Origin of the sequence: Umezawaea endophytica, assembly GCF_025061645.1 — a bacterium.
Classification (GTDB): domain Bacteria; phylum Actinomycetota; class Actinomycetes; order Mycobacteriales; family Pseudonocardiaceae; genus Umezawaea; species Umezawaea endophytica.
The window spans coordinates 11946-37685 of record NZ_JANYMP010000030.1; the positions used below are offsets into that span (position 1 = coordinate 11946).

Consider the following 25740-nt stretch of genomic DNA (forward strand, 5'->3'; position numbering starts at 1 on the left):
GCGCGGCCCACGCCGGGGCGAGCCGCGCCTCGGCGGCGGTGATCCCGTGGACGTGCTGCGGTCCCAGGTCCCGTTCCGGGTTGACGAGCGTGCACCACTCGTCGAGCACCCGCCCCTCGGTGTCGAGCCGGACCACCGCCACCTCGACCACCCGGTGGTGCCGTCCGGGGTGGATCCCCGTCGTCTCCACGTCGACCACCGCGTAGCCCATGACCGCTCCTCAACGCCGCTGTCCGCTCCAACACCGCGTCCGGGTCCCGAACGCGGCGGTTGGTCGGTCATCGCGGAAGTCGACCGCGCGTTACACCGGAAACTGTTGTGCCACTTCGGGATCGGCGTGCGCTCGGCCTTCCTTCGCCAGGTCGAGGTGCTGGCGTCGCACCGCGCTCAGCCGGTTCAGGGTGCCGCCTGGTCCTCTCGCGCCAGGCGGCGGCCGTCGCCGAGCGGGAGTCGGACGTCGGTCCGTCGCTCCTCGGCGCGGGGCAGTGGGGTGAAGGCCTCGTCCGCCCCGATCGGGCGCAGGCTCTCGGGGCGGGCGACCTCGTCGTCCTGTTCCGTCAGGCGCAGCTCCTGGCGGGCTTCCGCGATCTGGGTGCGCACGTCGTCCAGTTCCGCCTCGACCGCCGCCCGCGCGTGGGCCAGGGCGATGGCGTGCGCGGTCTTGCGGTGGGCCAGCTCCTTCTCGTGCCGGAGCTTCTCCGCGGCCCGGTCCCGCAGGATCTGCTCCGCCTCGGCCCGCAGCTCCTCCACCTGCCGCCGGGCCTTCTCGTGCTCGACGTCCGCGATGCTCGCCAACCGCTCGTCGACCTCGTTCAGCCGCCGCAGGACTCGGGCGACGACCTGCTCCAACTCCGCGATCCTGCGCGCTCTCCGCCTGAACATCGCCCACGTCCTCAGCTCGTCCGCGGCACCACTCCGTCCGCCCAGCTCATCGCCGGGCCCGACGCTGCGTGTTAGCCAGGACCATCGCCGTCACCCGAGTGGCCGCGCGTTCTTCACCCGTGCGGCCCCTCAAGTGGTGGTACGAACACGCCGCACGAGCGCGGCGAGCTCGAGCGGTCTGGACAGGTGCGGCGAGTGGCCGGTCGGCCATTCGAGGGTGGTCGTGCAGCGGGCCGCCAAGGCGCGTTGCACGACCGGGTCGACGGCCCGGTCGTTCGTGCAGACCAGGTAGGTCGACGGCACGTGGTGCCACGCCTGCCGTTCCGGCACTCCTCGACCGCAGCCGGGAGCCTGGGGGCGGAGGTGAGCGCTCGCGCGGGCCGCGACCTCGGGTGGGCAGTCGGCGTAGAACAGGGTCGTTGCCAGTTGGGGGTCGATGGAGGTCGTGCCGTCGGGGGCAGGCCGAACCGCGGCGCGGAGGAGGTCGGTCGCACCACCCTGGCCCGCCGCGCTCTCGCCCGCGGCCGGGACGAAGGCGGCGACGTACACCAGCGCGGCCACGCCGGTCAGACCGGTGACGACCGAGCCGCCGTAGGAGTGGCCCAGTGCCACGGGTGGGGTCGGCAGCGCGTCGACGGCCGCCTGCACGGCGCGCGTGTCCGCCACCAAGGAGCCGCGGTGCAGCGCGGGCACGGCGACCTGGACGCCCGCGGCCCGCAGGATCGTGGCCAAGGCGTCGAAGTGGGCCGGTTGGTGGTAGAGGCCGTGGACGAGCACCACCGCGGGCATCAGAGGACGACGATCTGGTGCGGGTTGGCGAAAATCACTCGTTCGGGCGACCCCGGCCGGACGGCTTGGTGCGTGGTGGGACCTCCGGGCAGTCGGTGGTGCGGACCAGTGCGGCGACCCGCGGGTGCGGGAAGGGGCGTCACCCCAGGACGTTGGGTTCGTCCAGCAGCCACAGCCAGGTGCCGTCGGGTTGCCTCCGGGCGACCTCGGCGGTCGCCCCGCGGCCCCGTCTGGTCGACGTGAGGGCGAGGTTGCCGTTGTGCAGGGCGGTTCGTTGTTCGCCCGGCACGAACTGCGGGCGGTCCTCCAGCAGCATCGTGTAGATCTCGCGGATCTCCTCGGCCCCGGTGGCCCGCCTGCCGTCGGGCAGGGCGAGGACCGCGCGGGGCTCGTAGAGGGCTACGAGGCCGTCGATGTCGCCCGCGTTGGCGCGTTCGACGAACATCCGGCCCAGGTCTTCGGGTGTGGTGGCGCGTGCTTGATCGTTCGGCATGTGCCGAGCATGTCAAACGGGTACGACAGTTTTCGCACGGCGTTCGACCGCGACGGACAGGACGGCGATGGCGAGGCCCGCGAGGGTGAGCGCGACGCCGACCCACGCGGTCGACTGGTAGCCCCAGCCCGCCGCGATGGCCAGGCCGCCGAGCCACGCGCCCGCGCCGTTGGCCATGTTGAGGGCCGAGTGGTTGGACGACGACGCCAGCGACGGCGCGTCCGGGGAGGCGTCCATCAGGCGCATCTGGAGCGCCGACGCGAGGACCGTGGTGGTGAAGCCGATCAGGAAGAGCAGCGGGAACGTCGCCAGCGGGCTGGTCGCCAGCAGCCCGAAAAGCGCCAGTTCGACGGTGGTGGCGATGAGGGTGCCGAAGACCGTCCCCATGACGGACCGGTCGAGGAACCGGCCGCCCAGCCACGCGCCCGCGGTCATGCCGAGGCCGAACACGGCGAGGATCCACGGGACCGCGTTCGCGCCCAGGCCGGTGACCTCGGTGGTCGTCGGCGAGATGTAGGAGTACACGGCGAACATGCCGCCGAAGCCGATCGTGCCGGTGAGCAGCGCGAACCACACCTGCGGGCGGCGGAACGCGCGGAGTTCGGCGCCGACGCTGGCGTCGTGGGCGGCGGCGACCCGCGGCACCCACTTGGCCAGCGCGAGCGCGGTGATGACGGAGACGACGGCGACCGCGGCGTACGCGCTGCGCCAGCCGATCTGCTGGCCCGCGGCGGTCGCGAAGGGGACGCCGATGAGGTTCGCGACGGTCAGGCCGACCATCACGCGGGCGACGGCCGTGCCGCGGCGTTCGGGGGCGACGATGCCGGAGGCGACGACGGCGGCGATGCCGAAGAACGCGCCGTGCGGCAGGCCCGCGACGAAGCGGGAGATCATCAGCAGGGTCGAGTTCGGGGCGATGGACGACAGGCCGTTGCCCAGCGCCACGGCCAGCATCAACGCGATCAGCAGGCCCTTGCGCGGCAGCTTCGCGGCCAGTCCGGCGATCAGCGGGGCCCCGACGACGACGCCGAGCGCGTAGAGGCTGATCGCGTGGCCGGCGGTGGGGATGGAGATGTCGAACGTGGTCGCGATCTGCGGCAGCAGGCCCATCGTGGCGAACTCGGTGGTGCCGATGCCGAACCCGCCGAGCGCGAGGGCGAAGAGCGCCGGTCCGGTTGATCGACGGGTGGAGGTGGGCTCCAGGGTCGTGGTCAAGCCGGACTCCTGACGGGCAGCGGGATCAACGTAGTTGAATGCTGAACCGATTCTACCGGCAGGTTTTGCCTGTTCAGGCGTGCGTCTGCTCACAGACGTCCTACCGTCCGAGGCCTGCCAGGAGGTTGATCGTCGTCGCGATGACGACGGTGCCGAACAGGAACGACAGCAGTCCGTGGCGCAGCGCGGTGGCCCGGATCGCCCTGGCGCTGATGGCCGTGTCGGAGACCTGGAACGTCATCCCGATGGTGAACGCGAGGTAGGCGAAGTCGGTGTACGCGGGCGGCTCGCCGGAGTTGAAGTCGATGCCGCCGTCCGGCCCCGCGTAGTAGAGGCGGGCGTAGCGGACGGCGAACGTCGTGTGCACGGCCGCCCACGCCACGGCGACGCTGCCGACGCTCAGCCCGGCCCGCAGGTCCGGGTTCGCGCCGGACGCGGTGAGCAGCAGCGCGACGGCGGCCAGGCTGGCGACGGCCGCGGTCAGCACCACCGCGTCCATCGCGGCCCGGCCGGGGTCCTCGCGGACGGCGTGCCGGGCGGTGCTCGGGGCGTCCATCGGCCAGAGCGCGGTCCACATCCAGGCCAGGTACACGACGCCGCCCGCGATCCAGCCGATCGGCGGGGCGAACGGCCACGGGACGCCCGTGGCCGACGCGAGCACCCCCGCCGCCGCACCAGCGGCGACGGACACGAGCAGGTGGGTTCGGGCGGGCGCGCCGGGCACGCCGCCCGCGCCCCGTCGGGGAAGGTCGGGCACAGCGCAGGTATACCCCGATCACCCGTGGCGGCGCAGGATGTCGACATGGGGATGGACAGCGCTACCGCGAGCGCGTGGGCCGCGCTCGGCGGTCCGGCCGACCTGGTCGGCGGTGTGGAGTACGTGCCCGCTCGCGGGGTGCTGCCGTCGCGGTTGCCGGTGCGCGAGATGGCACGGGCGACCGTGGGCGTGTGCTCGCTGGCCGCCGCCGAACTGCTGGCGCGGCGCAACGGCGGCCCGGTGCCCGCGGTGCGGGTGAGCGAGGCCGCGGTGGGCACGGCGTTCGTCAGCGAGCGGCACCTGCGGATCGACGGTCGTGCCCCGACGGTGTTCGCGCCGCTGTCGGGGTTCTGGCGCGCGGCCGACGGGTGGGTGCGCACGCACGCCAACTACCCGCACCACCGGGCGAGGCTGTTGGCGGCGTTGGGGATCCGCGAGGACGCGGAACTGGCGGACGCGCTGGCGGCCCACCCCGCCGAGTGGGTCCAGGAGGCGGTGTACGCCGCGGGTGGACTCGCGGTGGCGGTCGGGTCGACGAACACCGCGCACCCGTTGGTGGAGACCCGTGACCTCGGCGGCGGCGGTCGGGTGTTCCCGCAGGCCGTGCTGCCCGCCGCGGGGGTGCGGGTGCTGGACCTGACCAGGGTCATCGCGGGCCCCGTCGCGACCCGCACCCTCGGGCTGCTGGGCGCGGACGTGCTGCGCGTCGACCCACCCCGCTTGGCGGAATCGGCCGACACCCACGCGGATTCGGGGCTGGGCAAGCGTTCGACGCTGCTGGACCTGGCCGTGTTCGAGGATCGGCGGGTCTTCGACGGCCTGCTCGACGAGGCGGACGTCGTCGTCACCGGCTACCGGCCCGGCTCGCTCGACCGGTTCGGGCTGGCGCCCGAGGCGCTGCTGGAACGGCGACCGGGGCTCGTCGTCGCGCAGTTGTGCGCGTGGGGCTGGAACGGGCCGTGGGCGGGGCGGCGCGGGTTCGACAGCCTGGTGCAGGCCGCGTGCGGGATCGCCGTCATCGAGGGTGACGACCGGCCGGGCGCCCTGCCCGCGCAGGCGCTGGACCACGGCACCGGGTACCTGATCGCCGCCGCGGTGCTGCGCGCGCTGACCGAGGGCGGCGGGCGGCACGTCCGGTTCTCCCTGGCGGGCACGGCTTCGTGGCTGGTGGACGACGTCCGTCCCGTCCCGGAGGAGGGCCCGGCCTACGAGGCGGAGCCGTGGGTGGCCGAGTTCGACTCGCCGTACGGGTCGCTGCGCCACGCCCTGTCCCCGATCGGCTACGTCGGTGGTCCCGCGGACTGGGTGGGACCGCCGTCGTCGTGGGGGACGGACGCGCCGCGCTGGAGTTGAGTCCGCGCCGGGGAACGCCCTCCCCGCCACGTCGTGGCGGGGAGGGCGGCAGGCAGGTTAGGCGAACGGCTGGACGTTCGGCTGGAACACCTGTCCGTTGGCGGGCACCTTGAGGTTGACCAGGTAGTCGGTGGCCACCGTGTCGGCCCCGGCGCTGTCGCCGAGGATGCAGTGGCCGAACGCGTCGACGCTGATCAGGCGGGCGTTGCCGAGTTGCTTGGCCATGCGCTGGGCGAACTTGTACTGGGTCGCCGGGTCGTAGTAGTTGCCCACCACGAGGACCGGGTTCGGGGTCTTGCGGTTCCACGGGCCCGACCAGCGGTCGGGGTGGCGGACCGGCCAGCTCGCGCAGGTGAGCAGGTCGGAGGCGGCCTGCGAGCGGCCGAACGTGGGCGATTCGCGCTCCCACTGCTTCGCGACCAGCGGGAACAGCTCCGGCACGCGCACGAACGGCTTGTCGGTGCAGTTGACGCCGTAGTACGAGTCGTCGAACTCGTACGGGGTGTCGGCGAGGACCCGCACGTCCGCCAGGCCGCGGTTGTTCGCCAGCAGCGGCACGTCGGACACGGCCGCGGTGGACAGCGAGGCGACGTTGTTGATGGCGTTGTGGATGGTCTGGAGGTAGGCCGCCAGCGTGGTGAAGCTGCCGGGCGAGTACAGGTTGCTGCCGACGCGGCCGATGACACCCGCGTAGGTGGCGGTCGTGCCGTCCGGCAGGGTGACGGCCTGCGTGCGCAGGTGGTCGCGCAGCGCGTCGAACTTGGCGCGCGGGTCGCCGTCGCTGAACGCGCACTTGGCGCCCACGGTGTCGCAGCGCTTGAGGAAGGCGTCCAGGGCGATCTCGAAGCCCTGCGCGCGTTCACGGTCGTACTGGGCGCCGTTGTGCGTTCGCAGGGTCGGGTCGACGTTGCCGTCGATCACGATCGCGCGGGACTTGCTCGGGAAGATGTTCGCGTACGTGGCGCCCAGCAGCGTGCCGTAGGAGAAGCCGACGTAGGTGAGCTGCCTGTCCCCCACGCCCTGGCGCATCAGGTCGAGGTCGCGGGCCACGTCCTCGGTCGCCATGTGGTCGAGCAGCGGCCCCGCGACCCTGGCGCACGACCTGGTGTAGTCGAGCGTGGCGTCCATGGTGTCGCGGATCTCGGTCCTGGTGACCGGGATGGACGACATGCGGCCGAAGACCTCGTCGGCCTCCTCGTTGGTGGTGAAGCACTTCAGCGGCGCGCTGCGGCCGACGCCGCGCGGGTCGAAGCCGATGAGGTCGAAGCGCTTCATGACCTCCGGCTGGAAGAACGAGCTGCCGTAGGCGGAGTAGATGAGGCCCGCGCCGCCGGGGCCACCGGGGTTGATGAACAGCGAGCCGATCTTGTTCGCCTGGTCGTCGGCCGGGCGCTTCATCATCTGGATGCCGATGGTCTTCCCACGCGGCTTGTCGTGGTCGAGCGGGACGGGGTAGGCGGTGCAACTGACCTTGTCGCGCTGCGCCTCCGGGATCTCCGCGAGCACGTCGGCCGCGCAGGTCTCCCACGCGGCGGGCTTGGCGGACGTGATTTCGGGTGCGGGTTGTGCGGCGGCGGATCCGCCGACTGCCAGACCGGACCACACGACCCCCAGGGCCAGTGCCGATGCCAGCGCTCTGCGTGCGTTTGGTAGTGCCACGGGTGATGCTCCCTTGGTCTCCGTGTGCGTCGCCCCTCGCTGCTTACGACGCAACCGCCGGAGAATGCCACCCGATCAGGTGTCGGCACACCCGCAGATCGGGGGGTTTCGGTCGCTGTGCCGGCTCAATCGACCACGCACAGCGACCGTTGCCCCGATCAGCCCACTGCTCGTGCGAGCGAGAGGGCGAACCTCCCCTGGGTGTCCGTCCACCACCGGTGCAGCTCGAACCCGGCCTCCTCCAGCTCCGACCGAACGCCCTCGGTGCGGAACTTCGCGGACACCTCGGTGCGCAGCTCCTCGCCCTCGGCGAACTCCACGTCCAGGTCCAGTTCCGCCAGCCGCACCTTCACCGGCCGGGTGGCGCGCAGGCGCATCTCGATCCACTCCCGCTCCGCGTTCCACAGCGCCACGTGCTCGAACGCCTCGACGTCGAAGTCGCCGCCCAGCTCGCGGTTGATCACCCGCAGCACGTTCCGGTTGAACTCCGCCGTCACGCCCTGCGCGTCGTCGTACGCCCTGACCAGCACGTCCGGGTCCTTGACCAGGTCCGTGCCGAGCAGCAGCCACTCCCCGGCGCCCAGCACGTCCCGGACCGCCGCGAAGAACTTGCGCCGCTCCTCGGGGATCAGGTTGCCGATCGTGCCGCCGAGGAACGCGACCACGCGCGGCGCGTCACCGGGCAGCCCGGCCAGGTGTTCGGTGAAGTCGCCGACCACGCCGTGCACGCGCAGACCGGGGTAGTCGGCGAGGATCGCGTTCGCCGCCTCCGTCAGGGCCGTCGTCGACACGTCGAGCGGCACGAACTCCTTCAGCGTCCCGTGGTCGCGCAGCGCGTCCAGCAGCAGCCGGGTCTTCTCCGACGACCCGGAACCCAGCTCCACCAACGAGTGCGCGCCGGTCGTCGTGGCGATCTCGGCGGAGCGGGCGATCAGGATCTCCCGCTCGGCCCGCGTCGGGTAGTACTCCGGCAGCCGGGTGATGTCGGTGAACAGCTCGCTGCCGACCGCGTCGTAGAACCACTTCGGCGACACCCACTTCGGGGTCGCCGTCAGCCCGGCCCTGGCCTCCGCGCGCAGCGCTCGGGCCGCGTCCTCGGGTGTCAGGTGCACGTCCACCACTGGCTCTGTCATGGGTTTCCTGTTCTGCCTCGTGGGCCGATCGGCCGGATGTCCACGGTGGACGGGTGAGCGCTCACCGTGACGGCGGAACCGTCGGGGATCTCCCGCCAGCGCTCGTCGGCGTCCCACGGCTCGGACGCCAGGACGACCGAGTCCGGGGTGGAGCGGACCCACAGGGAGTGCGTCCACGTCGTGCCGACGAGCACGGTTCCGTTGGTGAGCAAGAGGTTCAGCCGCGAACCGGGCGCGGTCGCGGCCACGTCGGACACCACGGCCGCCAGCGCGGCGGTCGGGTGGTCACCGGCCGCGAGCCGCGTGCGGACCATGGCCCACAGCAGCGCGGAGTCGGTGGGGGCGTCGAGGGTGAGGAGGTCCGTCACCGGCAGCGCCTTCGCCAGGTCGGCGACGGACTCGGGCCAGTCGGCGACGCGGCCGTTGTGGCTGAACAGCCACTGCCCGTCGGTGAACGGCGCGCAGGCCGTCTCCACCAGGGGCATACCGACCGTGGCGTTGCGGACGGCCGCCAGCACCGCCCCGGACGTGCTCGCGCGCGTCACGGCCTCCAGGTTGGCGTCCGCCCAGATCGGACCGGTCCGCCGGTAGCGGACGGCCGAGCCGGGCGCGGAGTACCAGCCGACGCCGAACCCGTCGACGTTGACCGACCCCCCGCCCCGCATGTCCGACGGCGCGTACGACTGGTGCACCAGCGAGTGCGGCGGGTCGTGGGTGAGCGACGCGACGGGCACGGCGGCGCCCAGGTAGCCGAAGTGGCGGCACATGTCAGCTCAGCTCGGCCGCCTCCGCGTCGCGCGCACATCGGAAGCCGGCGAAGATCTGCCGCCGGATCGGGTAGTCCCAGTTGCGGAACGTCGACCGCACGGCCGACGGGTCCGCCCCGAACGAGCCGCCGCGCAACACCTTGTACTCGGGTCCGAAGAAGACCTGCGAGTACTCGGCGTACGGGAACACCTCGAAGCCGGTGTAGCCGTGGAAGTCCGAGCTGGTCCACTCCCACACGTCGCCGATGAGCTGGTGCACGCCCAGCGGTGACGCCCCGGCCGGGTACGCGCCGACGGGCGCGGGCTGGAGGTGCCGCTGGCCCAGGTTCGCGTGCTCCTCCGCCGGCTCCTCGTCGCCCCACGGGTAGCGGCGCGACCGGCCGGTCGCCGGGTCGAAGCGGGCCGCCTTCTCCCACTCGACCTCGGTCGGCAGGCGCTTGCCCGCCCACCGCGCGTACGCCTCGGCCTCATAGAAGCTCACGTGCACCACCGGCTCGTCCGGCACGACCGGCGCGACCACGCCGAACCGGTCGCGGTACCACTCCGCGCCGACGCGCTCCCAGAACCGCGGCGCCACGAGCTTCGCGTGCTGGACGTGCGCCCAGCCCGCCTCGCTCCACCAGCGCTCGTCGCGGTACCCGCCGGAGTCGATGAACGCCGCGTACCGGGCGTTCGTCACCGGTGCCGTGTCGATGAAGAACGGGTCGGTGTGCGCCTGGTGCGCGGGCCGTTCGTTGTCCAGCGCCCACGCCTCCGTCGACGTGCCCATGGTGAAGTGCCCGCCGGGCACCAGCACCTCCTGGGCCGCGAGCGGCGCGCCGGGCGGCGGCGGGGGCGCGTCGAGCACCGGGGCGCCGACGCGGAGCTGGTGGGTGGCCAGCATCGTCTCGTCGTGCTGCTGCTCGTGCTGCACGATCATGCCGAACGCGAACCCGCCGTCGAGGAGCTTGCGCCCCTCGAACCTCGCCGTCTCCAGCACGTCGAACACCTTGTTCCGCACCTCGCCCACGTACCGCCTCGCTTCGACGGGTGTGAGCAGCGGCAGCTCCGGTCTGGACGACCGGGAGTGCTTGAACGCGTCGTACAGCTCGTCGATGTCGCTGCGGACCGGTTCCCGGCCGCCGACGTCCCGCACGAGCCACAGCTCTTCCTGGTTGCCGATGTGCGCGAAGTCCCACACCAGCGGCGACATCAGCTTCGAGTGCTGCCGGACGAGGTCGTGCTCGTCCACCGCGTCCGTCAGCGCCACGCTGCGGGCGCGGGACCGTTCGAGCTGGACCGCCACGTGCTCGCGGAGGCGGTCGGTACCGAGATCGTCGATGCTGGTCATGGCGTGGCCCCTCCGGACTTCTCGGCGAGCGTGCGGTGCAGTTCCTCTGCGACGGCGGCGTTCTGGCCCACCGACAGGTCGGTGTTCGCCAGCGCCCGGCAGCCGATCTCGACCACGGCCCGCGCGGCCCGCCCGACGAGCGGGTCGGCGAGGCCGAAGCGCGCGGCGGCGAGCCACCGGCCGACGGCGGGCTCCGTCGCGGCCAGCACCTCGTCCACGACGGACGGTGCGCTGAACAGGGCGGCCATCAGCACCACCGGCGGGATCCACTGCCCGTGCGGCGGGGTGTCGAGGTAGCGCACCTCCATGTACCCGCGCGGCCGGACCGGCGGGAACTGGAGGGACAGGTGGTAGTCGAGGTCGTCGCGGGTCGGGAGGCGGTCGAACGCGCCGTCGATCCACTCCGCGAACGTCGCCCGGTGCGGCGGGATCCAATCCGGACCCGGTCGGCGGACCACGATCACCGGCGTGTCCAGGACGCGCCGCGCCCAGGCACCGGCCGGGTCCTCGCAGTCGGCCGCGGCGGGTCTCGTGCGCACCGGGTCGGTGCCGTACAGCGTGCGCATCCGCGCCGACGCCCAGTCCGGTCTCCGCCCGTTCACGCCCGGCGAGTTCGCGAACAGCGCGTTCAGCACCGGGCCCAGCGCGTGCACGGCGGCCCAGCGCGCGTTCAGGTGCTCCCGCAGCCCGAAGTCCAGGCACACCTGGAGCCCGGCCGTGCTGCACATCATCGTGATGCCCTCGGGCCCGATCGGCTCGAACGCGTGCTCCATCGCCGCGTACCGGGGCACGCGCAGCATCCGCGTCGGCGGGCGGAACGGGTCGGCACCCCGGCCGCCCAGCACGAGGTCGGCGGCGGCGAGGAGGGCTTGGAGTTGGGTGACGTCCTCCCCCACGGTCTTCAGCAGCTCGGTCAGCGAGCTGCGGGGTGGGGTGGAGATCTCGACCTGACCACCGGGTTCGACGGTCAGCGGGGTGCCGCTGGGCAGTGGCCGCTGAGGGCTGTCCGGAACGAGGGTGGGTGGTGCGTGGCGACCCAGCGCGGCGGCGAGGACGGCCGGGTCGAGCTGTCGGGTGGGGTCTTCTCGGTGGTGAACGGTCCATTCGATTTCCACGCCGAACAGGCGTGGTGGACCGTGCTTGAAGCAGACCGAGGCGACGTAGGCCTCGGCCTCGGCACGGTCCCGGAACACCTCGGGGCCGGGCCCCGGAGCCGAGACGTTACGCACAGCAGTCACTTCCGGCACTCCCCGTGATCATTCGTCGGTTTTCGACGCTACACGTGAGCACCGACAGCCGCACGCGCCGCGGAGGGGCGAACACCTTACGGATAAGGGACAACCGGACATTTCCCGTTCATCCGGGGTTGACACATTCCCATATGGGTATATGTTTCTCGCATGGCACGAGCAGCGACCACAACGGACGCTTTCAACGCGGTGGCGGAACCCCGCCGACGGCAGATCCTCGACCTCCTGGTCGGGGGTGAGCGCGCGGTCAACGACCTCGTCGACCTGCTCGACCTGGCGCAGCCGCTGGTGTCCAAGCACCTGCGGGTGCTGAGGGAGGTGGGCCTGGTGGACGTGCGCGACTCCGGGCGGCACCGGGTGTACCGCCTCAACGCGGCCCCGCTCAAACCCATCCACGACTGGGTCAAGAGCTACGAACGGTCGTGGGAGGAGCGCTTCAGGGCGCTCGACGACGTGCTGGAAGAACTCAAGGCTGAGGAGAACGACCGATGACGAGCACGACCAGCGGGACCGCGGTGGTCACCCTGCCCACCGACACGCAGATCCTGATCACCCGCGAGTTCAACGCGCCGCGGCACCTGGTGTTCCGGGCGTACACGGAGCCCGAGCTGATCAAGCGCTGGTGGCCGGGCGGCCACGGCGAGATGACGGTGGCCGAAGTGGACCTGCGCGTCGGCGGCGCGTGGCGGTACGCGCTCGTGACGCCGGAGGGGTACGAGGTCGCGTTCCACGGCGAGTACCGCGAGGTCGTGCCGAACGAGCGGATCGTGTCCACGGAGGCGTTCGAGGGCATCCCGGACCCGGACGAGAACGCCGCGCTGTGCACGTACGACTTCGAGGAGCGGGACGGCCGCACGTTCCTGAGGATGCTGGTGGAGCACAAGACGCGGGAGGGCCGGGACATGCACATCGAGTCCGGGATGGAGTCGGGGATGCAGAAGGGCCTCGACCTGCTGGAGGAGATCGCGGTCTCGCTGGCCTGACGGCGGTCCGGGGGGCCGGTCCTCAGTGGACCGACCCCCCGGCTCCACTCAGGCCGCCGGGAATCCCCGGAGGACCGGGGAGGACGTCCGCCCGCCCGCGTAGACGACGTCGACCAGCAGCACCCGGTCGTTGTTCGGCGTGCCGTCCTTGTCGGTCGTGGTGGTCAGCCAGATGTCGCCGTCGCGGTCGACCTCGACCGTCCGCAGCCGGTTGTACGTGCCCTGGAAGTAGATCTTCTGGTCGACCAGGTTGCCGCCGCCGTCGATGGTCATCCGGTAGACGCGCTGGCCGACCGTCGTGGCCACGAAGACGTGGTCGTTGATGATCGTCAGGCCGCTCGGCGAGGCCACGTTGGTCGCCCACACCTTCTTGGGCGCGATGAACCCGGCGCACGAACCCCCGGTGCCCTCGCAGTTGGGCCAGCCGTAGTTGCCGCCCTTGGTGATGAGGTTGACCTCGTCCTGGCTGGTGTTGCCGAACTCGGCCTCCCACAGCCTGCCCTGCGAGTCGAAGTCCAGGCCCTGCGGGTTGCGGTGGCCCTTGCTCCACACGGCGTTGCCGAACGGGTTGTCCGACGGGATGGAGCCGTCGGCGTTGATGCGCAGGACCTTCCCGTTGAGGGAGCTGTTGTTCTGCGCGTTGGCGCTGTTCTGCGCGTCACCGGAGGAGATGTACAGCTTGCCGTCCGGGCCGAAGCGCAGCCTGCCGCCGTTGTGGTAGCGGTTCTTGGCCAGGCCCTGCAACAGGATCTGGTACGTGTTCTGCACGAGCGCGCCGTTCTCGTACTTGATCCGCACGACCCGGTTGCCCTCGGACGCCGTGTGGTAGACGTACAACCAGTGGTCGGTGGCGAACGTCGGCGAGACCTCGAGACCCAGCAGGCCTCCCTCGCCGTCCGTGCCGACGGCCTGGGAGATCTTGCCCGCCAACGTCTTCTGCCCGCTCTTGGTCAAGCGGTAGACGGAGAACGTCTCCCGCTCGCTGAACAGCGCCGAGCCGTCCGGCAGGAACACCACGCCCCACGCCACGTCGACGCCGCTCGCGAGGGTGCTGACAGCGCCCGGATCCGGCGTGCCGGAGGGGCCGCCCGCGCTCGGGGTCACCTTGACCTCGTTGCCGAAGCCCGAGACGTTGCCCTTCGCGTCGCGCGCACGGACCTTGAAGGTGTACTCGGTACCCGCCGTGAGTCCGGCCGACGTGGTGCTCGTGGCGTTGCCGTCCGCGGTGCCGGACTGGACGCCGTCCCGGAAGACGTCGTACCCGGTCACACCGACGTTATCGGTCGACGCGGTCCACGCCAGGTCGACGCTCGTCGCCGTCTTGCCGGTCGAGCGCAGGGTGCCCGGCGTGGTCGGCGGCACGGTGTCCGCGGGCGCGGGGTCGGTGCGCACGAGGACGTTGGAGCTGGCCGCGGAGACGTTGCCCGCCGCGTCCTTCGAGAAGACCGTCCAGTCGTACTCCGTGTCCGGGACCAGCCCGGTCGCGGTCGCCTGGAGGACGTTGCCGACGCTCGTGACGAGCTGGCCGTGCTGGTACACGTCGTAGCCGGTCACGCCGACGTTGTCGCTGCCCGCGTTCCACGCCAGCGACACGGTCGTCGAGGTCTTGCCGGTCGAGCGCAGGCCCGTCGGTGGCTGAGGCCGCTCGGTGTCCGCCGGGCCGCTGAAGGCGATGCTCAGCTTGTCCGCGTTCGGGCCGCCCTCGGCCGTGGTCGACACCGCGCGGACCTTGTTCGCGCCCGCCACCAGCGGCAGGGTCACCGCGGCGGTCTGCCACGTCGTCCACGCGCCGGTCGGCGGGAACGCGACGGTCGTCGCCGCGCCGCCGTTCGCGTTGACGGCGAGGGGCCGGCTGACGGTCGTCCCGTTGGCGAAGCGGAAGGTCAGGACGTGCGCACCCGCCTGCGCCGCCGTCACGGTGTACTCGACCGAGCTGCCGACCACGTTGTCGTAGTTGACGAACCCGGTGCCGGAGAAGCCCGCCCAGTTCGACTCCACGACGCCCTGCGCGATGGTCGCCGACTCCGACTCGTAGTCCGAGGCGGGCACGCCGGCGGCGTCCACGTCGAGGTAGTCGACGTTCGCCGCGCCGGTCGCCCCGGCGGACGTGATCCGGATCTTGTTCGCGCCGGGCGCGAGCTGGGCCGTGGTCGCCAGGCTGGTCCACGTCGTCCACGCGCCCGTCGACGGGAACGCCAGGTCGTCCTGGACGACCACGCCGTTGACGGAGATGTCCGCCGGGCGGTTCTCGGCGCCGCCGTTGGCGTAGCGGACGGTGAGCGTCGCCGGACCGGCCTGGGCGGCCGTCGCGGTGAACTCCACCGAGCTGCCCACGACGTTGTCGACGTTCACGAAGCCGGAGCCGGAGAAGCCCGCGTGGTTCGACTCCACCACGCCCTGGGACAGCGCCGCGTTCTCGGCCTCGTAACGGGTGGGCGCGGCCGAGGCCACCCCCGGCAGGGACGCCGTGGCGAGCGCTGTCGCCACGGCTGCGGTCAGTGCGCCGACGGCGCGGAGCCGTCGACTGGTCCTCGGTACCACTTCAGTGCCTCCCGCGAGCAGGGGTGGGACTTGCGCGGCGGCGGTTTCGGACAACTTTAGTTAGGAAAGTTTCCTTATAGTCAAGGGAAAGCGGTTGCTTCACCCGTTTGGGCGACTCTTCACGGCGGCCAGGAACGACCTCCACTCCGCCGCCGGGAAGGCGAGGACCGGGCCGGGGTTCTTGGAGTCCCGGACGACCGGTCCCGCCACCTCGACGCAGTTGGTGCCGCTCTCGTCGCTGTAACTGCTCTTACGCCAACCGACCCGACCCGTCATCCGCGCCCCGCAGTCGCTCGTAGTGGTCCGCCCAGCGGGCGAACTCCAACCGCGATTCTTGCGCACCCAGCGCCGAGGCGCGGAGCAGCTCGGTCACCGAGCGGTGCCGCTCGACCACCTCGGGGCGCTCGGACAGGACGCTGAACGTGAGGTTGGCGGCGTGGACGACCGGCTCGCTGTCCTTGAACTCCATCATCCGGAACGAGAACGGGGTCCACGCCTGGCCGCCCATCCGGAAGGGCACGATCCGGATCCGGAGGTGGCCCCAGGCGCTCAGGAGCGCGAGTTGCAGCATCTGGTCCGCCATGACCTGCCAGTCGCCGACCCAGGAGTGCAGGGCCGCCTCGTGGATGAAGAAGGTGGTCTGCGCTGGGTCGGGACGCCGCAGGATCTCCTGGCGCTCCATCCGGGTCTGGACACCGGCGTCCACCGCCGCCAGGGGATCGCTGCCGGACATCATGATCGCCCGCGCGTACGCCTCGGTCTGGAGGAGACCGGGGACGCGCATCGCCTCGTAGTCGATCATGCTACTCGCCTTGCGCTCACTGGCGATCAGCGCTCGGAGACCGTCCGGCACCCCGTCCAGGTGGGGCCGGATGAGGTAGCCCGTCTCGCCTTCCCTGGCGATGGTGAGGATGCGGTCCAGCGAGGCGTCGTCGCCCTGGCAGTAGCCGACGAGTCTGATCAGGTCGACCACGTCCGCGCCCCTGCGACCGCTCTCCAACTTCGACAGCTTGCCCTTCGACCAGCCGAGGCCTTCGGCGAGCGTCGTGAGGCTCAGCCCGCTCCGCGTCCGGACGTCCCGCACCTCGTCGCCCAGCTCGCGCGTGTAGGCGGTCGACGGCCGAAAGTCTCCAAGTGCTTCCACGGTTCGTGACGATATTGCGGGCTGACCTGGCAGTTCGACTCCGACGGACCTAATCCACCCCAAAGGATCACGGTGGGCCCGACGGATCCCGGTGGGACACAGCGTCACAATCCGTACGTACGGATTGGATTTCCACGGGCGGTGCTGGGACCATTTCGAGATGCCCAGGGTCAGCCAGGACCATCTCGACGCCCGCCGCCGCCAGATCCTCGACGGGGCCCGCGCTTGTTTCGCGCGCTACGGCTACGAGGGCGCGACGGTCCGGCGGCTTGAGGAGGCTACCGGCCTGTCCCGCGGAGCCATCTTCCACCACTTCCGGGACAAGGAGTCGCTGTTCCTCGCGCTGGCCGAGGACGACGCGCTGCGGATGGCGGACGTGGTGGCGAAGCAGGGTCTGGTGCAGGTGATGCGGGACCTGCTGCTGGTGCAGGAGCCGTCCACCGAGGAGCATCCGGCCGACTGGCTCGGCACCCGCCTGGAGGTGTCGCGGAGGCTCCGCACCGACCCGGAGTTCCGCGCCCGCTGGGCGGAGCGCTCGTCGCAGCTCACCCGCGCCACCCGCGAACGCCTGCTGCGCCAGCGGGAAGCGGGCAACCTGCGCGACGACGTCGACGTGACCGTGCTCACCAGCTTCCTCGAACTCGTCCTCGAAGGCCTCGTCTCCCACCTCGCGATGGGCCTGCCCGCCGACGACCTCGGGCCCGTGCTCGACGTGGTGGAGGAGACGGTGCGCCGGCAGCGGCGCACCCCCTGACCCGCTTCAGACCGCGAGCGCGGCGCGCACCTTGGTGATGGCCGCGCTCTCGACCGGCGACACGCTGCCGTCGGCCGCGGCCGCCGCCTCGCACACCGACACGACCGCCGCCGGGAACGTCCTGCCGACCCTGGGGGCTTTCGCCTTGAGGATCGCCATGGACTCGCGCAGCGCGGACAGCACCGCGTCCTCGATCTGCGCGATCGGACCTCTCGGGAGCCGGGGGAACTCGGTGCCGAGCGCCTCCTGCAACTCCGGTGACAACTCCTTGATCGCACGCGCGCTCGCGGAGCCCTCGACCTCCATCGAACCCGGATCGGCGTTGGACACCAGCAGTGCCGCACCGTAGATCGCGATGCGGAGCGTCTGGCGTTCCTCGTCGGTGTACTCAGTCATGTGATCACCGTAAAACGCGGTACACGTGAAGTCACCGCCCCGGTGCGGTACGTACTCGAAATGGCTAAGCGCTTCGACCGTCCGTGAATAGGGTGATCGGATGCGCGTCTACCTGCTGTCCGCCGGAATCGCCCGGTTGGCCGACGAGATGGTCGGGCTCGCGCTGGTGCTGTTCGTGCTGGCGCGCACCGGAAACCTCGCACTGGCCGGCGCGGTGGTGGCCGCGTACACCGTGCCGTCCATCGTGTCCGGCCCGCTGCTGGGGGCGTGGCTGGACCGGACCCGGCGACCGCTGGTGGCGTTGGCGGGCAACCAGTTCCTGCTCGCCGCGACGACGGTGGGGCTGCTCGCGGCGGTCGGGCGCTCGCCGTCGGTCGTGGTGCTGGGGTTGGCGTTCCTGGCTGGGACCACGCTCCCGATGACCAGCGGCGGGTTCACCAGCCTGCTGCCGCGGCTGGCAGGCGGACCCGAGGACCTGCTGCGCGCCACGGCGGCGGACGCGCTGCTGTTCAACGCGGCGGCGCTCGGCGGGCCCGCGCTGACGGGCGTGCTGGCCGCCGTGGTCGGCGGGGACAGCGCGGTGGTGGCGATCGGCGTGCTGGCGCTGGTGGCCGGCCTGTGCGCGCTGGCGCTGCGGGTGCCGCCGCACCAGGCGGTCGAGCACCCTCCGCTGCGGCAGGCGATCCGCGAGGGGGTGCGGCACCTCGCGACCACTCCCCCGCTGCGCGGCGCGACCCTCACCACGGTGCTCGGGCACGGCGCGATCGGCCTGCTGGCCACCGCGATCCCGGTGCGCGCCACGGAACTGGGCCACCCCGAGGGCGCGGCCGGGTTCGTGTGGGCGGCGATGGAGGTCGGGTGCGTCGTCAGCCTCCTGTCGCTGCGCCGCCACCTGCCCCGCTGGCGGCCGGAGCACGTGGTGTTCGCGACGGTGGCGGCGTCCGGCCTGGCGCTGGCGACGTGGCCGCTCGCACCGGACCTCGGCGTGCTGCTCGGTCTGGGCCTGCTCGTCGGACTCGCGCAGGGGCCGACGCTGACGTCGATCATCACCGCCCGGCAGCGGTACACACCGCCGTCCCTGCTCGGCCAGGTGTCGACCACCGGGGCGAGCCTGAAGATCGGCGCGTTCGCCGTGGGCGCGGCCGTCGGCGGCGCGCTGCACGACACGTCGGCGGTGTTCCTGCTGGCGGCCGCGACGCAGGTCGTCGCGACCGCTCTCGGGCTCGCGGCTAGTGCAGCGCGTACCGCGCCCAGTGCGAGCCGGGGCGGACGACCCTGAGGTTGCCGAGGGTGGAGTTGCCGGTGACGGTGATGATCGGACCGCCCAGCGCCGTCGGCGCGCCGGGCAGCGCGCGCTTGCCGAACCTGGCCGTGCCGCCGTCGAGCACCACGGCCGCCTCGGACACCAGCACGGTGACCTTGCCGCAGAACGACGACGCCTCGACCTCGAACCGCTCCCCCTCCGGCAGGCCGGACAGGTCGAGCACGACGGCGCCGAAGGTCGCCCTGGCCTCGATGCGCCGGGACACCGGAGCGCTGTGGACCTTGCTCGCGACGGCGTGGACCCGTTGCGGCGCAACGGTCACGGCGAGGCCTTCGAGCAGCGGCACGAGGTCGGAAGAGACCTGCGCGGTGTAGGCGGCCTGGACGCGGTCGAAGTGCTCCTCCCACGTCAGCCGCCCCTCGGAGACGGCCTGGTTCAGCACCACGACGGCCTGTTCCCGCTCCTGGTCCGACACCCGGAGCACCGGCTGGGTCACCACGATCACCTCTTGTCCGCTAATCATCTTAGTAACCGAGATTCTCGCGCTAGAGAGGCAGCGTCGTCAAGCACCGCCACCGAACGACCACCGACCGTGACGAAACCGTGCTTGGCCAACGGGTTCGGATCGGCCAGTATCCGGGACATGGCTCCTGCGCGCCCTGCCCACGTCCACCGGGTGCGGGTGCGCCCGGCCGACTGCGACCACCGGGGCGTGGTGCACAGCTCCCGGTACCCCGTCTTCTTCGAAGCCGCGATGGTCGAGACCCTCCGCTCGTTACTGGGCTCCTACAAGGAACTGGAGCGCACCGGGATCGAGTTCGTCGTCGAGGAGGCGTCCCTGCGCTTCACCGGCTCGGCCCGGTTCGACGACCTGCTCAAGATCGGCGTCCGGGTGCGGTCGATGGGCACCACGTCGGTGACGCTCGGGTTCGACGTCGACGTGGACGGCGTCCCCGTCGCGACCGGGTGGCACCGGTACGTCGCCGTCGGCACCCTCGAACTGCGGCACACCACGATCCCCGAGGGCGTGCGCAAGGTCTTCCAGGTCCGCGAGGCCGCACGGCGGGAACGCGAACCCGCACGCCGAGGTACTTGAACACTTCTCGCGTTGGCGTCACCGTGGACGCATGCCGTCTCAATTGAAGAACAGCGCGATCCTCGCACTGGGTCGCGGAATGGTGGCCGTCTACGGCGCGCTGGGCGATCCGGGCGCGAAGCTGTTCCGGAAGTCCTCGAAGAAGGACCCCTACCCGCTGTACGAGTCGGTGCGCGCCAAGGGGACCCTGGTGCCGACCAGGCTCGGGCTGCTGATGACGGCGGAGCACTCCATCACCGGCGAGGTGCTGCGCGACCCGCGCTGGGGCATCCTCTCGCCGTCCGACATGGCGATGATCGACGAGACGGCCTACACCGCCGACGGCCGCGTGCTGGTGAACCCGTTGAAGACGTCGTTCCTGATGCGCAACCCGCCCGACCACACGCGGCTGCGCAAGTACGTCGGCGGCTGGTTCACGCCCCGCGCGCTGCGGCGGCAGATGCCCGCGATCGAGCGGGTGATCGAGGACTTCCTCGACCTCGCCGAGCGGAAGGGGACGTTCGACCTGGTCGACGACTTCGCCAAGCGCGTGCCGGTGCAGGTGATCGCCGACCTGCTCGGCGTGCCGTCGAGCGACCACGAGAGCTTCATCCGCTGGGGCACGGCGCTGGTCAACTCCATCGACGGCGTGCGGGACACGAGGGAGCTGCGGCTGCTCCAGGACACCCTGCGCGAGTTCGACGAGTTCCTCGGCGGGCTGGTCGAGCACCGCAGGCGCGAGCCGGGTGACGACATCGTCAGCGAGCTGGTCAAGCACGACGACCTGGCGCTGGACGACCTGATCGCCACCACGGAACTGCTGCTGGTGGCCGGGTTCGAGACGACGGTGAACCTCATCGGCACGGCCGCCAACGCCGTCCTCGGGCACCCGGAGGTGCGCGCGAAGCTCCTCGCGGACCCGGCGTACGCCGACCGCGTCGTCGAGGAGACGCTGCGGTGGGACCCGCCGGTGCAGTACGTCGCGCGCGTGCCGTTCGAGCCCGTCGAGCTGGCCGGGCGGCTGCTGCCCGTGAACCAGCCGGTGATGCTGATCGTGGCGGCGGCCAACCGCGACCCGAAGGTGTTCGCCGACCCGCACCGGTTCGACCCGGACCGCGAGGACGTGGGCAAGCACCTGGCGTTCTCGTCGGGCATCCACTACTGCCTCGGCGCGAACCTGGCCCGGATGGAGGCCGCGGCGGCGGTGCGCGGGTTGTTCCGCCGGTTCCCCGGACTGCGGGCGGCGGGTCCGATGAGCAGGCGCCCCTCCCCCACTATCAGGGGTGCTCTCCACTTCCCGGTGAACGTCGGAGTGACCAAGCGATCACTCGCCGTCGATAAAAGCTGACGTCACCCACTCGTTTGGTGCGATAAAGACCCGGCGCCTCGACTCTTAGGGCATTCTGGAAACAAGCGGATGACCCGCCGCACCGCCGCCGCGGCGGGCCACCGCGATTTCCCCTCTTCGACTCAGTCGACGCCCATCATCAATTCCTTGATCTTCGGCGAGAACGCGAGCAGCAGCACGCCGAGCCCGATGGCGACCGCGCCGAGCACGCCGAAGTAGGCGACCGCCGCGTCGTCGCTGTAGAGCTTCACGACCTGCGCGCCGATGCCCTGACCTGCGGCGCTCGACAGGAAGAACAGGCCCATCGTCTGCGCGGCGAACGCGCGCGGGGCCAGTTTGGTGGTCACCGAGAGGCCGACCGGGGAAAGCAGCAGTTCACCGCAGGTCATCACGAAGAACACCAGCACCAGCCAGAGCGGCGACACCTTGTCGTCCGGGCCGCCGGACTGGCTCGCCGCCATCGCGACGAGGAACGAAAGCCCGACGAACAGCAGACCGCCGCTGAACTTGCGCGGCGTCGCGGGCTGCCGCGTGCCGAGCCTCATCCACAACAATGCGAACAACGGCGCGAAAACGATGATCATCACCGGGTTGACGGACTGGAAGAACGAAGGCGGGAACTCGACGCCGAAGACGCTGTTCCGCACGCTCGTGTCGGCGAACGCGGCGATGACCGTGGAGGTCTGCTCGTAGAGCAGCCAGAAGATCACCGCGGCGACGAACAGCGGGATGTAGGCGACGAGCCGGGTGCGTTCGACCGGCGTGGTCTTGGCGCTGCGCAGCATGACGGTGAAGTAGACGACCGGCAGCACGACGGACACGACGCTGAGCAGGTTGACGACGCCCTCGCCGGACAGCACACCCGCCACGATCAGCACCGCCAGCACGGCCACCACGCCCAACGAGATCGCGCCGACGCGGCCGAGGATCCGGGCGCGGTCGGCCTCGGGCAGCGGGTTGGCGGGCCGGTCGCTCGCCTCGCCGAGGTTCTTCCGGCCGACCTGGTACTGGAGGAGCCCGAAGGCCATGCCGACGGCGGCGGCGCCGAAGCCGAGGTGCCAGTTCACCTGCTGGCCGAGGAAGCCGCAGACCAGCGGGGCGACGAACGCGCCGAGGTTGACGCCCATGTAGAAGATCGAGAAGCCCGCGTCGCGCCTCGGGTCGTGCTCGTCGTAGAGGTCGCCGACGATGTTCGAGACGTTCGGCTTGAGCAGGCCGGTGCCGAGCACGATCAGGACCAGGCCGAGGTACACGCCCGTCAGCCCGATCGGCACGGCCAGGGCGATGTGCCCGAGCATGATCAGCACACCGCCGTACAGCACCGCCCGCTGGCTGCCGAACACGCGGTCCGCGAGCCAGCCGCCCGCGACGCCGGACATGTACACCGACGAGCCGTAGATCGCCACGAGCGACAGCGCGGCGCTCTTGTCCACGCCCAGTCCGCCCTCGGAGACCGAGTAGTACAGGTAGTAGGCGAGGATCGCCTTCATGCCGTAGTAGGAGAACCGTTCCCACAACTCGGTGAAGAACAGCGTGCTCAGGCCTCGGGGGTGCCCGAAGAACCCGCGCTGCGGTGCCCTGGCGGTGCTGGCGGCGCTTGTGGCGCTCAAAGCTCGACTCCCTCGCGTCGTGACCGGCACTTCGACGTGCCGACCCCGCAGGTTAGGCCGTACGGGTGTACCGGTCGAACCGGGCGGTCCACCATGTGGCCCAGGCCACTTCTTCGAGGTGCGCGCCCCGAAATCCTTTGGTGCACTCGTCACGTGGATCTGATCGAGGCACACGGGCTGGCCATCACCGAGTTCGACCGACGGGTGCGGCGGGTGCGTCCGGAGCACTGGGCGCTCGGCACGCCGTGCGAGAAGTGGTCGGTCAGAGACCTGGTCGGCCACCTCGTGCAGGAGCAGCTCTGGGCTCCGGAGCTGCTGGCCGGGTGCACGGTCGACCAGGTCGGCGACCGCTTCGACCACGACAACCTCGGGAGCGACCCGCTGCACTCGTGGGTGCTCGCCGCGGCCGCCGCGCGCGAAGCGTGGATCACGCCGAAGGCGCTCCAGCGGCCGGTGCACCTGAGCAGCGGCAAGAGCACCGCCGTGGAGTACGGCTGGCAGATGACGACCGACCTGGCCGTGCACTCGTGGGACCTCGCGCGGGCCATCGGCGTCGACGAGCGGATCAACCCCGGCCTGGCGCAGGCCGTTCTGGAGCATCTGGAGCCGCAGGTCGAGGAGTGGCGGGCCGCGGGGGTGTTCGGACCGGCCGTGGCCGTCCCGGAGGGCGCCGACCCGATGACCCGGCTGCTCGGTGCGACGGGTCGAACGCCCTGACGGGGCACCGGGCACGTAGCCGCTGAAGGCCTCGGGAAGAAGATCGGGTCATGGGGTTGCCCATCGGGAGCTTCCCCATGACCCCTAACTGGAACGGGCGGGGCTCCCGAACCATGCCTGGTGTACGCGGTCCGCTCCCCTCGACGCCTCCCCTGCGCACCGGGGAGCGGACCGCGGTCGTGCGGCTGTCGCCCACCCCGGACGACCCCCGAACCGCCGCACAGGAACTGTCTAGCCCCTCGACGTTGTCCGGTGTCGGGGCGCGGAAGCCTGACAACCACTCCGGACAACGGTCAGGGCCCGTTGACCCCTGAGACCCAGCTCGTGGGCAGGCCGCTCTCGGTCAGCAGGAGCTGCCAGTCGCCGAACCCGGCGGGCGCGGTCGGCTGCCACGGCCAGTGGCCCTGCGGGGTCGGGACGATGATCTGCACGGCGGGGAAGTCGCCCTTGCCGTAGAGCAGGAACGCGCTGCCGAAGAACTCCGGGTAGAACCCCTTGAACACCTTCTCGACGGTGATCGGCACGCCGTCGAACACGTCGTGGTGCAGTTGGCCGGGCACGAACCGCTCACCCGCGCGGGACCGGGTCACGTACGCGGCGAGGAGCAGGGTCGCCATCTCGGACGGCAGGCCGACGACGACCGCCTCCGCGACGCCGAACCGCCGCCAGGCACCCACCGTGAACGAGTACGGCGCGCCCTCGGCGTCCTGCGGCACGCTGATCGTGGCGTGGCCGTGCAGGTCGGCTTCCCTCAGCAGCCACTCGCGCAGGCGGATTTCCTCTTCGGGGTACGGCGGGATCGTCACGCCCCCCATTGTCCCCCAACGACGGAGGGGCCCCCACCACCGGTGGAGGCCCCTCCCGTCCCGAGCGGTCCTAGTCGATCTCGGCCATGACCTCGTCGGAGACGTCGAAGTTCGCGAAGACGTTCTGCACGTCGTCGCAGTCCTCCAGCGCGTCGATCAGCTTGAAGATCTTGCGGGCGCCCTCGGCCTCCAGCGCGACCGTCACGGACGGGAGGAAGTTCGAGTCCGCGGAGTCGTAGTCGTAGCCCGCCTCCTGGAGCGCCTTGCGCACGCCGACCAGGTCGGTCGCCTCGGACACGACCTCGAAGCTGTCGCCCAGGTCGTTGACCTCCTCCGCGCCAGCGTCGAGGACGGCCATCAGCACGTCGTCCTCGGACAGCTCGGCCTTCGGCAGGATCACGACGCCCTTGCGGCTGAACATGTACGACACCGAACCGGGGTCGGCCATCGAGCCGCCGTTGCGGGTCATCGCGGTGCGCACCTCGCCCGCCGCGCGGTTGCGGTTGTCGGTGAGGCACTCGATCAGCACGGCGACGCCGTTCGGGCCGTAGCCCTCGTACATGATCGTCTGCCAGTCCGCGCCACCGGCTTCCTCACCGCCGCCGCGCTTGCGGGCGCGCTCGATGTTGTCGACCGGCACGGAGTTCTTGCGCGCCTTCTGGACCGCGTCGTACAGCGTCGGGTTGCCTTCGAGGTCGCTGCCACCGGTCCGCGCGGCCACCTCGATGTTCTTGATCAGCTTCGCGAAGAGCTTGCCCCGCTTGGCATCGATCGCGGCCTTCTTGTGCTTGGTGGTAGCCCACTTGGAGTGGCCGCTCATCTTTCCTCCGTCACATGCGACACAACACGCTCAGCCCGCTGAGCGAACGATTTCCACGAAAAGGCGGTGCACCCGACCGTCACCGGTGAGTTCCGGGTGGAACGCGGTGGCGAGCACGGAGCCCTGCCGGACCGCGACGATCCTACCGGCGGCGTCACCCGCCGTCGGGGATTCCGGCACCCGCGCGAGCACGTCGACACCCCCACCAGCGGATTCCACCCACGGGGCGCGGATGAACACGGCGTGCACCGGGCCGCCCTCGACGCCGTCGAAGTCCAGGTCCTCCTCGAACGAGTCGACCTGGCGGCCGAACGCGTTGCGCCGGACCACGACGTCGAGCCCGCCGAGCTGGTGCTGGTCCGGGCGGCCGTCGATCGCCTTGTCCGCCAGCAGGATCAGCCCCGCGCACGACCCGTAGGCGGGCAGCCCCTCGGCGAGGCGCTCGCGCAGCGGCTCCAGCAGGTCGAACGTCGCCAGCAGCCTGCTGATGGTGGTCGACTCGCCACCGGGCAGGACGATCCCGTCCAGCTCGGCGAGTTCTTCCGGACGGCGCACCGGGCGGGCGACCACGTCGCTCTCGGCGAGCGCGATGAGGTGCTCGCGGACGTCGCCCTGGAGGGCGAGCACACCGACGACGGGCTGGGCTGCGGACAC

The 25740-nt window shown here is 71.3% G+C and carries 28 protein-coding genes; 8 read left to right on the top strand and 20 right to left on the bottom strand.

Annotated elements, in window-relative coordinates; genetic code table 11:
* From NZH93_RS40550 to NZH93_RS40575, 6 genes are all read right to left on the bottom strand, one after another.
* Positions 1-211 (bottom strand): exonuclease domain-containing protein (locus NZH93_RS40550; RefSeq protein WP_259628633.1); only part of this gene is annotated, 211 nt, incomplete at its 3' end.
* A gap of 185 nt (positions 212-396) precedes the next feature.
* Positions 397-882: a hypothetical protein gene (locus NZH93_RS40555; protein WP_259628634.1), complete on the bottom strand. Its 486-nt coding sequence runs from the start codon at positions 880-882 to the stop codon at positions 397-399.
* A 129-nt stretch (positions 883-1011) separates the two neighbouring features.
* Positions 1012-1671, bottom strand: a complete 660-nt coding sequence (locus NZH93_RS40560; protein WP_259628635.1) for an alpha/beta hydrolase — start codon at positions 1669-1671, stop codon at positions 1012-1014.
* A 139-nt stretch (positions 1672-1810) separates the two neighbouring features.
* Positions 1811-2164: a YybH family protein gene (locus NZH93_RS40565; protein WP_259628636.1), complete on the bottom strand. Its 354-nt coding sequence runs from the start codon at positions 2162-2164 to the stop codon at positions 1811-1813.
* A 12-nt stretch (positions 2165-2176) separates the two neighbouring features.
* The gene (locus tag NZH93_RS40570; protein WP_259628637.1) at positions 2177-3379 is read right to left on the bottom strand and encodes an MFS transporter; all 1203 of its coding nucleotides are present in this window, start codon (positions 3377-3379) and stop codon (positions 2177-2179) included.
* Positions 3380-3479: 100 nt separating this feature from the next.
* Positions 3480-4136 carry a DUF1345 domain-containing protein gene (locus NZH93_RS40575; RefSeq protein WP_259628638.1) on the bottom strand — a complete coding sequence of 219 codons (657 nt, stop codon included), beginning with the start codon at positions 4134-4136 and terminating at the stop codon, positions 3480-3482.
* Positions 4137-4160: 24 nt separating this feature from the next.
* Between NZH93_RS40575 and NZH93_RS40580 the strand changes: the two genes are divergently transcribed.
* Positions 4161-5489, top strand: a complete 1329-nt coding sequence (locus NZH93_RS40580) for a CoA transferase (RefSeq protein ID WP_259628639.1) — start codon at positions 4161-4163, stop codon at positions 5487-5489.
* Between the two features lie 57 nt (positions 5490-5546).
* Here NZH93_RS40580 and NZH93_RS40585 read toward each other — a convergent pair whose 3' ends face one another.
* From NZH93_RS40585 to NZH93_RS40605, 5 genes are all read right to left on the bottom strand, one after another.
* Complete coding sequence (locus NZH93_RS40585; RefSeq protein ID WP_259628640.1) at positions 5547-7148, bottom strand: alpha/beta hydrolase; 1602 nt, start codon at positions 7146-7148, stop codon at positions 5547-5549.
* A gap of 158 nt (positions 7149-7306) precedes the next feature.
* A complete protein-coding gene (egtD, locus tag NZH93_RS40590; protein ID WP_259628641.1) occupies positions 7307-8281 on the bottom strand; it encodes an L-histidine N(alpha)-methyltransferase in 975 nt (324 codons plus the stop codon).
* On the bottom strand, positions 8278-9048 hold the full coding sequence (egtC, locus tag NZH93_RS40595; RefSeq protein WP_259628642.1) for an ergothioneine biosynthesis protein EgtC: 771 nt from the start codon (positions 9046-9048) through the stop codon (positions 8278-8280). Before egtC ends, egtD begins: the two co-directional genes overlap by 4 nt.
* A gap of 1 nt (position 9049) precedes the next feature.
* The gene (egtB, locus tag NZH93_RS40600; RefSeq protein WP_259628643.1) at positions 9050-10378 is read right to left on the bottom strand and encodes an ergothioneine biosynthesis protein EgtB; all 1329 of its coding nucleotides are present in this window, start codon (positions 10376-10378) and stop codon (positions 9050-9052) included.
* On the bottom strand, positions 10375-11616 hold the full coding sequence (locus NZH93_RS40605; protein ID WP_259628644.1) for a glutamate-cysteine ligase family protein: 1242 nt from the start codon (positions 11614-11616) through the stop codon (positions 10375-10377). Before NZH93_RS40605 ends, egtB begins: the two co-directional genes overlap by 4 nt.
* A 162-nt stretch (positions 11617-11778) precedes the next feature.
* Here NZH93_RS40605 and NZH93_RS40610 point away from each other — a divergent pair, with 162 nt between their 5' ends.
* Together NZH93_RS40610 and NZH93_RS40615 are read left to right on the top strand one after the other, a co-directional pair.
* Positions 11779-12120 (top strand): ArsR/SmtB family transcription factor, encoded by a 342-nt coding sequence (locus NZH93_RS40610; RefSeq protein ID WP_259628645.1) that lies wholly within the window; start codon positions 11779-11781, stop codon positions 12118-12120.
* A complete protein-coding gene (locus NZH93_RS40615) occupies positions 12117-12611 on the top strand; it encodes an SRPBCC family protein (RefSeq protein WP_259628646.1) in 495 nt (164 codons plus the stop codon). The genes NZH93_RS40610 and NZH93_RS40615 overlap by 4 nt, the downstream gene beginning before the upstream one ends.
* Positions 12612-12659: 48 nt before the next feature.
* Here NZH93_RS40615 and NZH93_RS40620 read toward each other — a convergent pair whose 3' ends face one another.
* From NZH93_RS40620 to NZH93_RS40630, 3 genes are all read right to left on the bottom strand, one after another.
* Entirely contained in the window at positions 12660-15152 is a 2493-nt protein-coding gene (locus NZH93_RS40620) for a PQQ-dependent sugar dehydrogenase (RefSeq protein ID WP_259628647.1), read from the bottom strand.
* 99 nt (positions 15153-15251) lie between these two features.
* Positions 15252-15428, bottom strand: a complete 177-nt coding sequence (locus NZH93_RS40625) for a DUF397 domain-containing protein (RefSeq protein ID WP_259628648.1) — start codon at positions 15426-15428, stop codon at positions 15252-15254.
* Positions 15403-16296 carry a helix-turn-helix domain-containing protein gene (locus NZH93_RS40630; protein WP_259628649.1) on the bottom strand — a complete coding sequence of 298 codons (894 nt, stop codon included), beginning with the start codon at positions 16294-16296 and terminating at the stop codon, positions 15403-15405. Before NZH93_RS40630 ends, NZH93_RS40625 begins: the two co-directional genes overlap by 26 nt.
* 160 nt (positions 16297-16456) lie before the next feature.
* On the opposite strand from NZH93_RS40630, the gene NZH93_RS40635 reads away from it, so the two are divergent.
* On the top strand, positions 16457-17050 hold the full coding sequence (locus NZH93_RS40635) for a TetR/AcrR family transcriptional regulator (RefSeq protein WP_259628650.1): 594 nt from the start codon (positions 16457-16459) through the stop codon (positions 17048-17050).
* 6 nt (positions 17051-17056) lie between these two features.
* Here the strand turns inward: NZH93_RS40635 and NZH93_RS40640 are convergent, their stop codons facing one another.
* Positions 17057-17446, bottom strand: coding sequence for a hypothetical protein (locus tag NZH93_RS40640; protein ID WP_259628651.1), 390 nt, complete (start codon positions 17444-17446; stop codon positions 17057-17059).
* Between the two features lie 100 nt (positions 17447-17546).
* On the opposite strand from NZH93_RS40640, the gene NZH93_RS40645 reads away from it, so the two are divergent.
* Entirely contained in the window at positions 17547-18725 is a 1179-nt protein-coding gene (locus NZH93_RS40645) for an MFS transporter (RefSeq protein WP_259628652.1), read from the top strand.
* On the opposite strand, the gene NZH93_RS40650 is transcribed toward NZH93_RS40645, so the two are convergent.
* Positions 18676-19206 carry a DUF1707 SHOCT-like domain-containing protein gene (locus NZH93_RS40650; RefSeq protein ID WP_259628653.1) on the bottom strand — a complete coding sequence of 177 codons (531 nt, stop codon included), beginning with the start codon at positions 19204-19206 and terminating at the stop codon, positions 18676-18678. The two genes, NZH93_RS40645 and NZH93_RS40650, sit on opposite strands and share 50 nt — an antisense overlap.
* Positions 19207-19353: 147 nt before the next feature.
* Here NZH93_RS40650 and NZH93_RS40655 point away from each other — a divergent pair, with 147 nt between their 5' ends.
* Positions 19354-19806 carry an acyl-CoA thioesterase gene (locus NZH93_RS40655; protein WP_259628654.1) on the top strand — a complete coding sequence of 151 codons (453 nt, stop codon included), beginning with the start codon at positions 19354-19356 and terminating at the stop codon, positions 19804-19806.
* A 31-nt stretch (positions 19807-19837) separates the two neighbouring features.
* Positions 19838-21133 (top strand): cytochrome P450, encoded by a 1296-nt coding sequence (locus NZH93_RS40660; RefSeq protein ID WP_259628655.1) that lies wholly within the window; start codon positions 19838-19840, stop codon positions 21131-21133.
* Positions 21134-21255: 122 nt separating this feature from the next.
* On the opposite strand, the gene NZH93_RS40665 is transcribed toward NZH93_RS40660, so the two are convergent.
* On the bottom strand, positions 21256-22743 hold the full coding sequence (locus NZH93_RS40665) for a peptide MFS transporter (protein ID WP_259628656.1): 1488 nt from the start codon (positions 22741-22743) through the stop codon (positions 21256-21258).
* A 153-nt stretch (positions 22744-22896) separates the two neighbouring features.
* On the opposite strand from NZH93_RS40665, the gene NZH93_RS40670 reads away from it, so the two are divergent.
* Positions 22897-23460 (top strand): TIGR03086 family metal-binding protein, encoded by a 564-nt coding sequence (locus tag NZH93_RS40670; protein WP_259628657.1) that lies wholly within the window; start codon positions 22897-22899, stop codon positions 23458-23460.
* Positions 23461-23753: 293 nt separating this feature from the next.
* Here NZH93_RS40670 and NZH93_RS40675 read toward each other — a convergent pair whose 3' ends face one another.
* The 3 genes from NZH93_RS40675 to pdxT all read right to left on the bottom strand — a co-directional run bounded on the left by NZH93_RS40675 (position 23754) and on the right by pdxT (position 25740).
* Positions 23754-24275, bottom strand: coding sequence for a DUF4262 domain-containing protein (locus tag NZH93_RS40675; RefSeq protein ID WP_372506983.1), 522 nt, complete (start codon positions 24273-24275; stop codon positions 23754-23756).
* Positions 24276-24336: 61 nt separating this feature from the next.
* Positions 24337-25086 (bottom strand): YebC/PmpR family DNA-binding transcriptional regulator, encoded by a 750-nt coding sequence (locus NZH93_RS40680; protein WP_259628659.1) that lies wholly within the window; start codon positions 25084-25086, stop codon positions 24337-24339.
* Between the two features lie 30 nt (positions 25087-25116).
* Positions 25117-25740 (bottom strand): pyridoxal 5'-phosphate synthase glutaminase subunit PdxT, encoded by a 624-nt coding sequence (gene pdxT / locus NZH93_RS40685; protein WP_259628660.1) that lies wholly within the window; start codon positions 25738-25740, stop codon positions 25117-25119.

Excerpts from the sequence above, each read along its gene's own strand:
- NZH93_RS40555 (WP_259628634.1), bottom strand. The coding sequence starts at position 882 with ATGTTCAGGCGGAGAGCGCGCAGGATCGCGGAGTTGGAGCAGGTCGTC.
- egtB (WP_259628643.1), bottom strand. The coding sequence starts at position 10,378 with ATGACCAGCATCGACGATCTCGGTACCGACCGCCTCCGCGAGCACGTG.
- NZH93_RS40565 (WP_259628636.1), bottom strand. The coding sequence starts at position 2,164 with ATGCCGAACGATCAAGCACGCGCCACCACACCCGAAGACCTGGGCCGG.
- egtD (WP_259628641.1), bottom strand. The coding sequence starts at position 8,281 with ATGACAGAGCCAGTGGTGGACGTGCACCTGACACCCGAGGACGCGGCC.
- NZH93_RS40645 (WP_259628652.1), top strand. The coding sequence starts at position 17,547 with ATGCGCGTCTACCTGCTGTCCGCCGGAATCGCCCGGTTGGCCGACGAG.
- NZH93_RS40615 (WP_259628646.1), top strand. The coding sequence starts at position 12,117 with ATGACGAGCACGACCAGCGGGACCGCGGTGGTCACCCTGCCCACCGAC.
- NZH93_RS40660 (WP_259628655.1), top strand. The coding sequence starts at position 19,838 with ATGCCGTCTCAATTGAAGAACAGCGCGATCCTCGCACTGGGTCGCGGA.
- NZH93_RS40655 (WP_259628654.1), top strand. The coding sequence starts at position 19,354 with ATGGCTCCTGCGCGCCCTGCCCACGTCCACCGGGTGCGGGTGCGCCCG.
- NZH93_RS40625 (WP_259628648.1), bottom strand. The coding sequence starts at position 15,428 with ATGACGGGTCGGGTCGGTTGGCGTAAGAGCAGTTACAGCGACGAGAGC.
- NZH93_RS40635 (WP_259628650.1), top strand. The coding sequence starts at position 16,457 with ATGCCCAGGGTCAGCCAGGACCATCTCGACGCCCGCCGCCGCCAGATC.
- NZH93_RS40675 (WP_372506983.1), bottom strand. The coding sequence starts at position 24,275 with ATGGGGGGCGTGACGATCCCGCCGTACCCCGAAGAGGAAATCCGCCTG.
- NZH93_RS40610 (WP_259628645.1), top strand. The coding sequence starts at position 11,779 with ATGGCACGAGCAGCGACCACAACGGACGCTTTCAACGCGGTGGCGGAA.
- egtC (WP_259628642.1), bottom strand. The coding sequence starts at position 9,048 with ATGTGCCGCCACTTCGGCTACCTGGGCGCCGCCGTGCCCGTCGCGTCG.
- NZH93_RS40680 (WP_259628659.1), bottom strand. The coding sequence starts at position 25,086 with ATGAGCGGCCACTCCAAGTGGGCTACCACCAAGCACAAGAAGGCCGCG.
- NZH93_RS40560 (WP_259628635.1), bottom strand. The coding sequence starts at position 1,671 with ATGCCCGCGGTGGTGCTCGTCCACGGCCTCTACCACCAACCGGCCCAC.
- NZH93_RS40640 (WP_259628651.1), bottom strand. The coding sequence starts at position 17,446 with ATGACTGAGTACACCGACGAGGAACGCCAGACGCTCCGCATCGCGATC.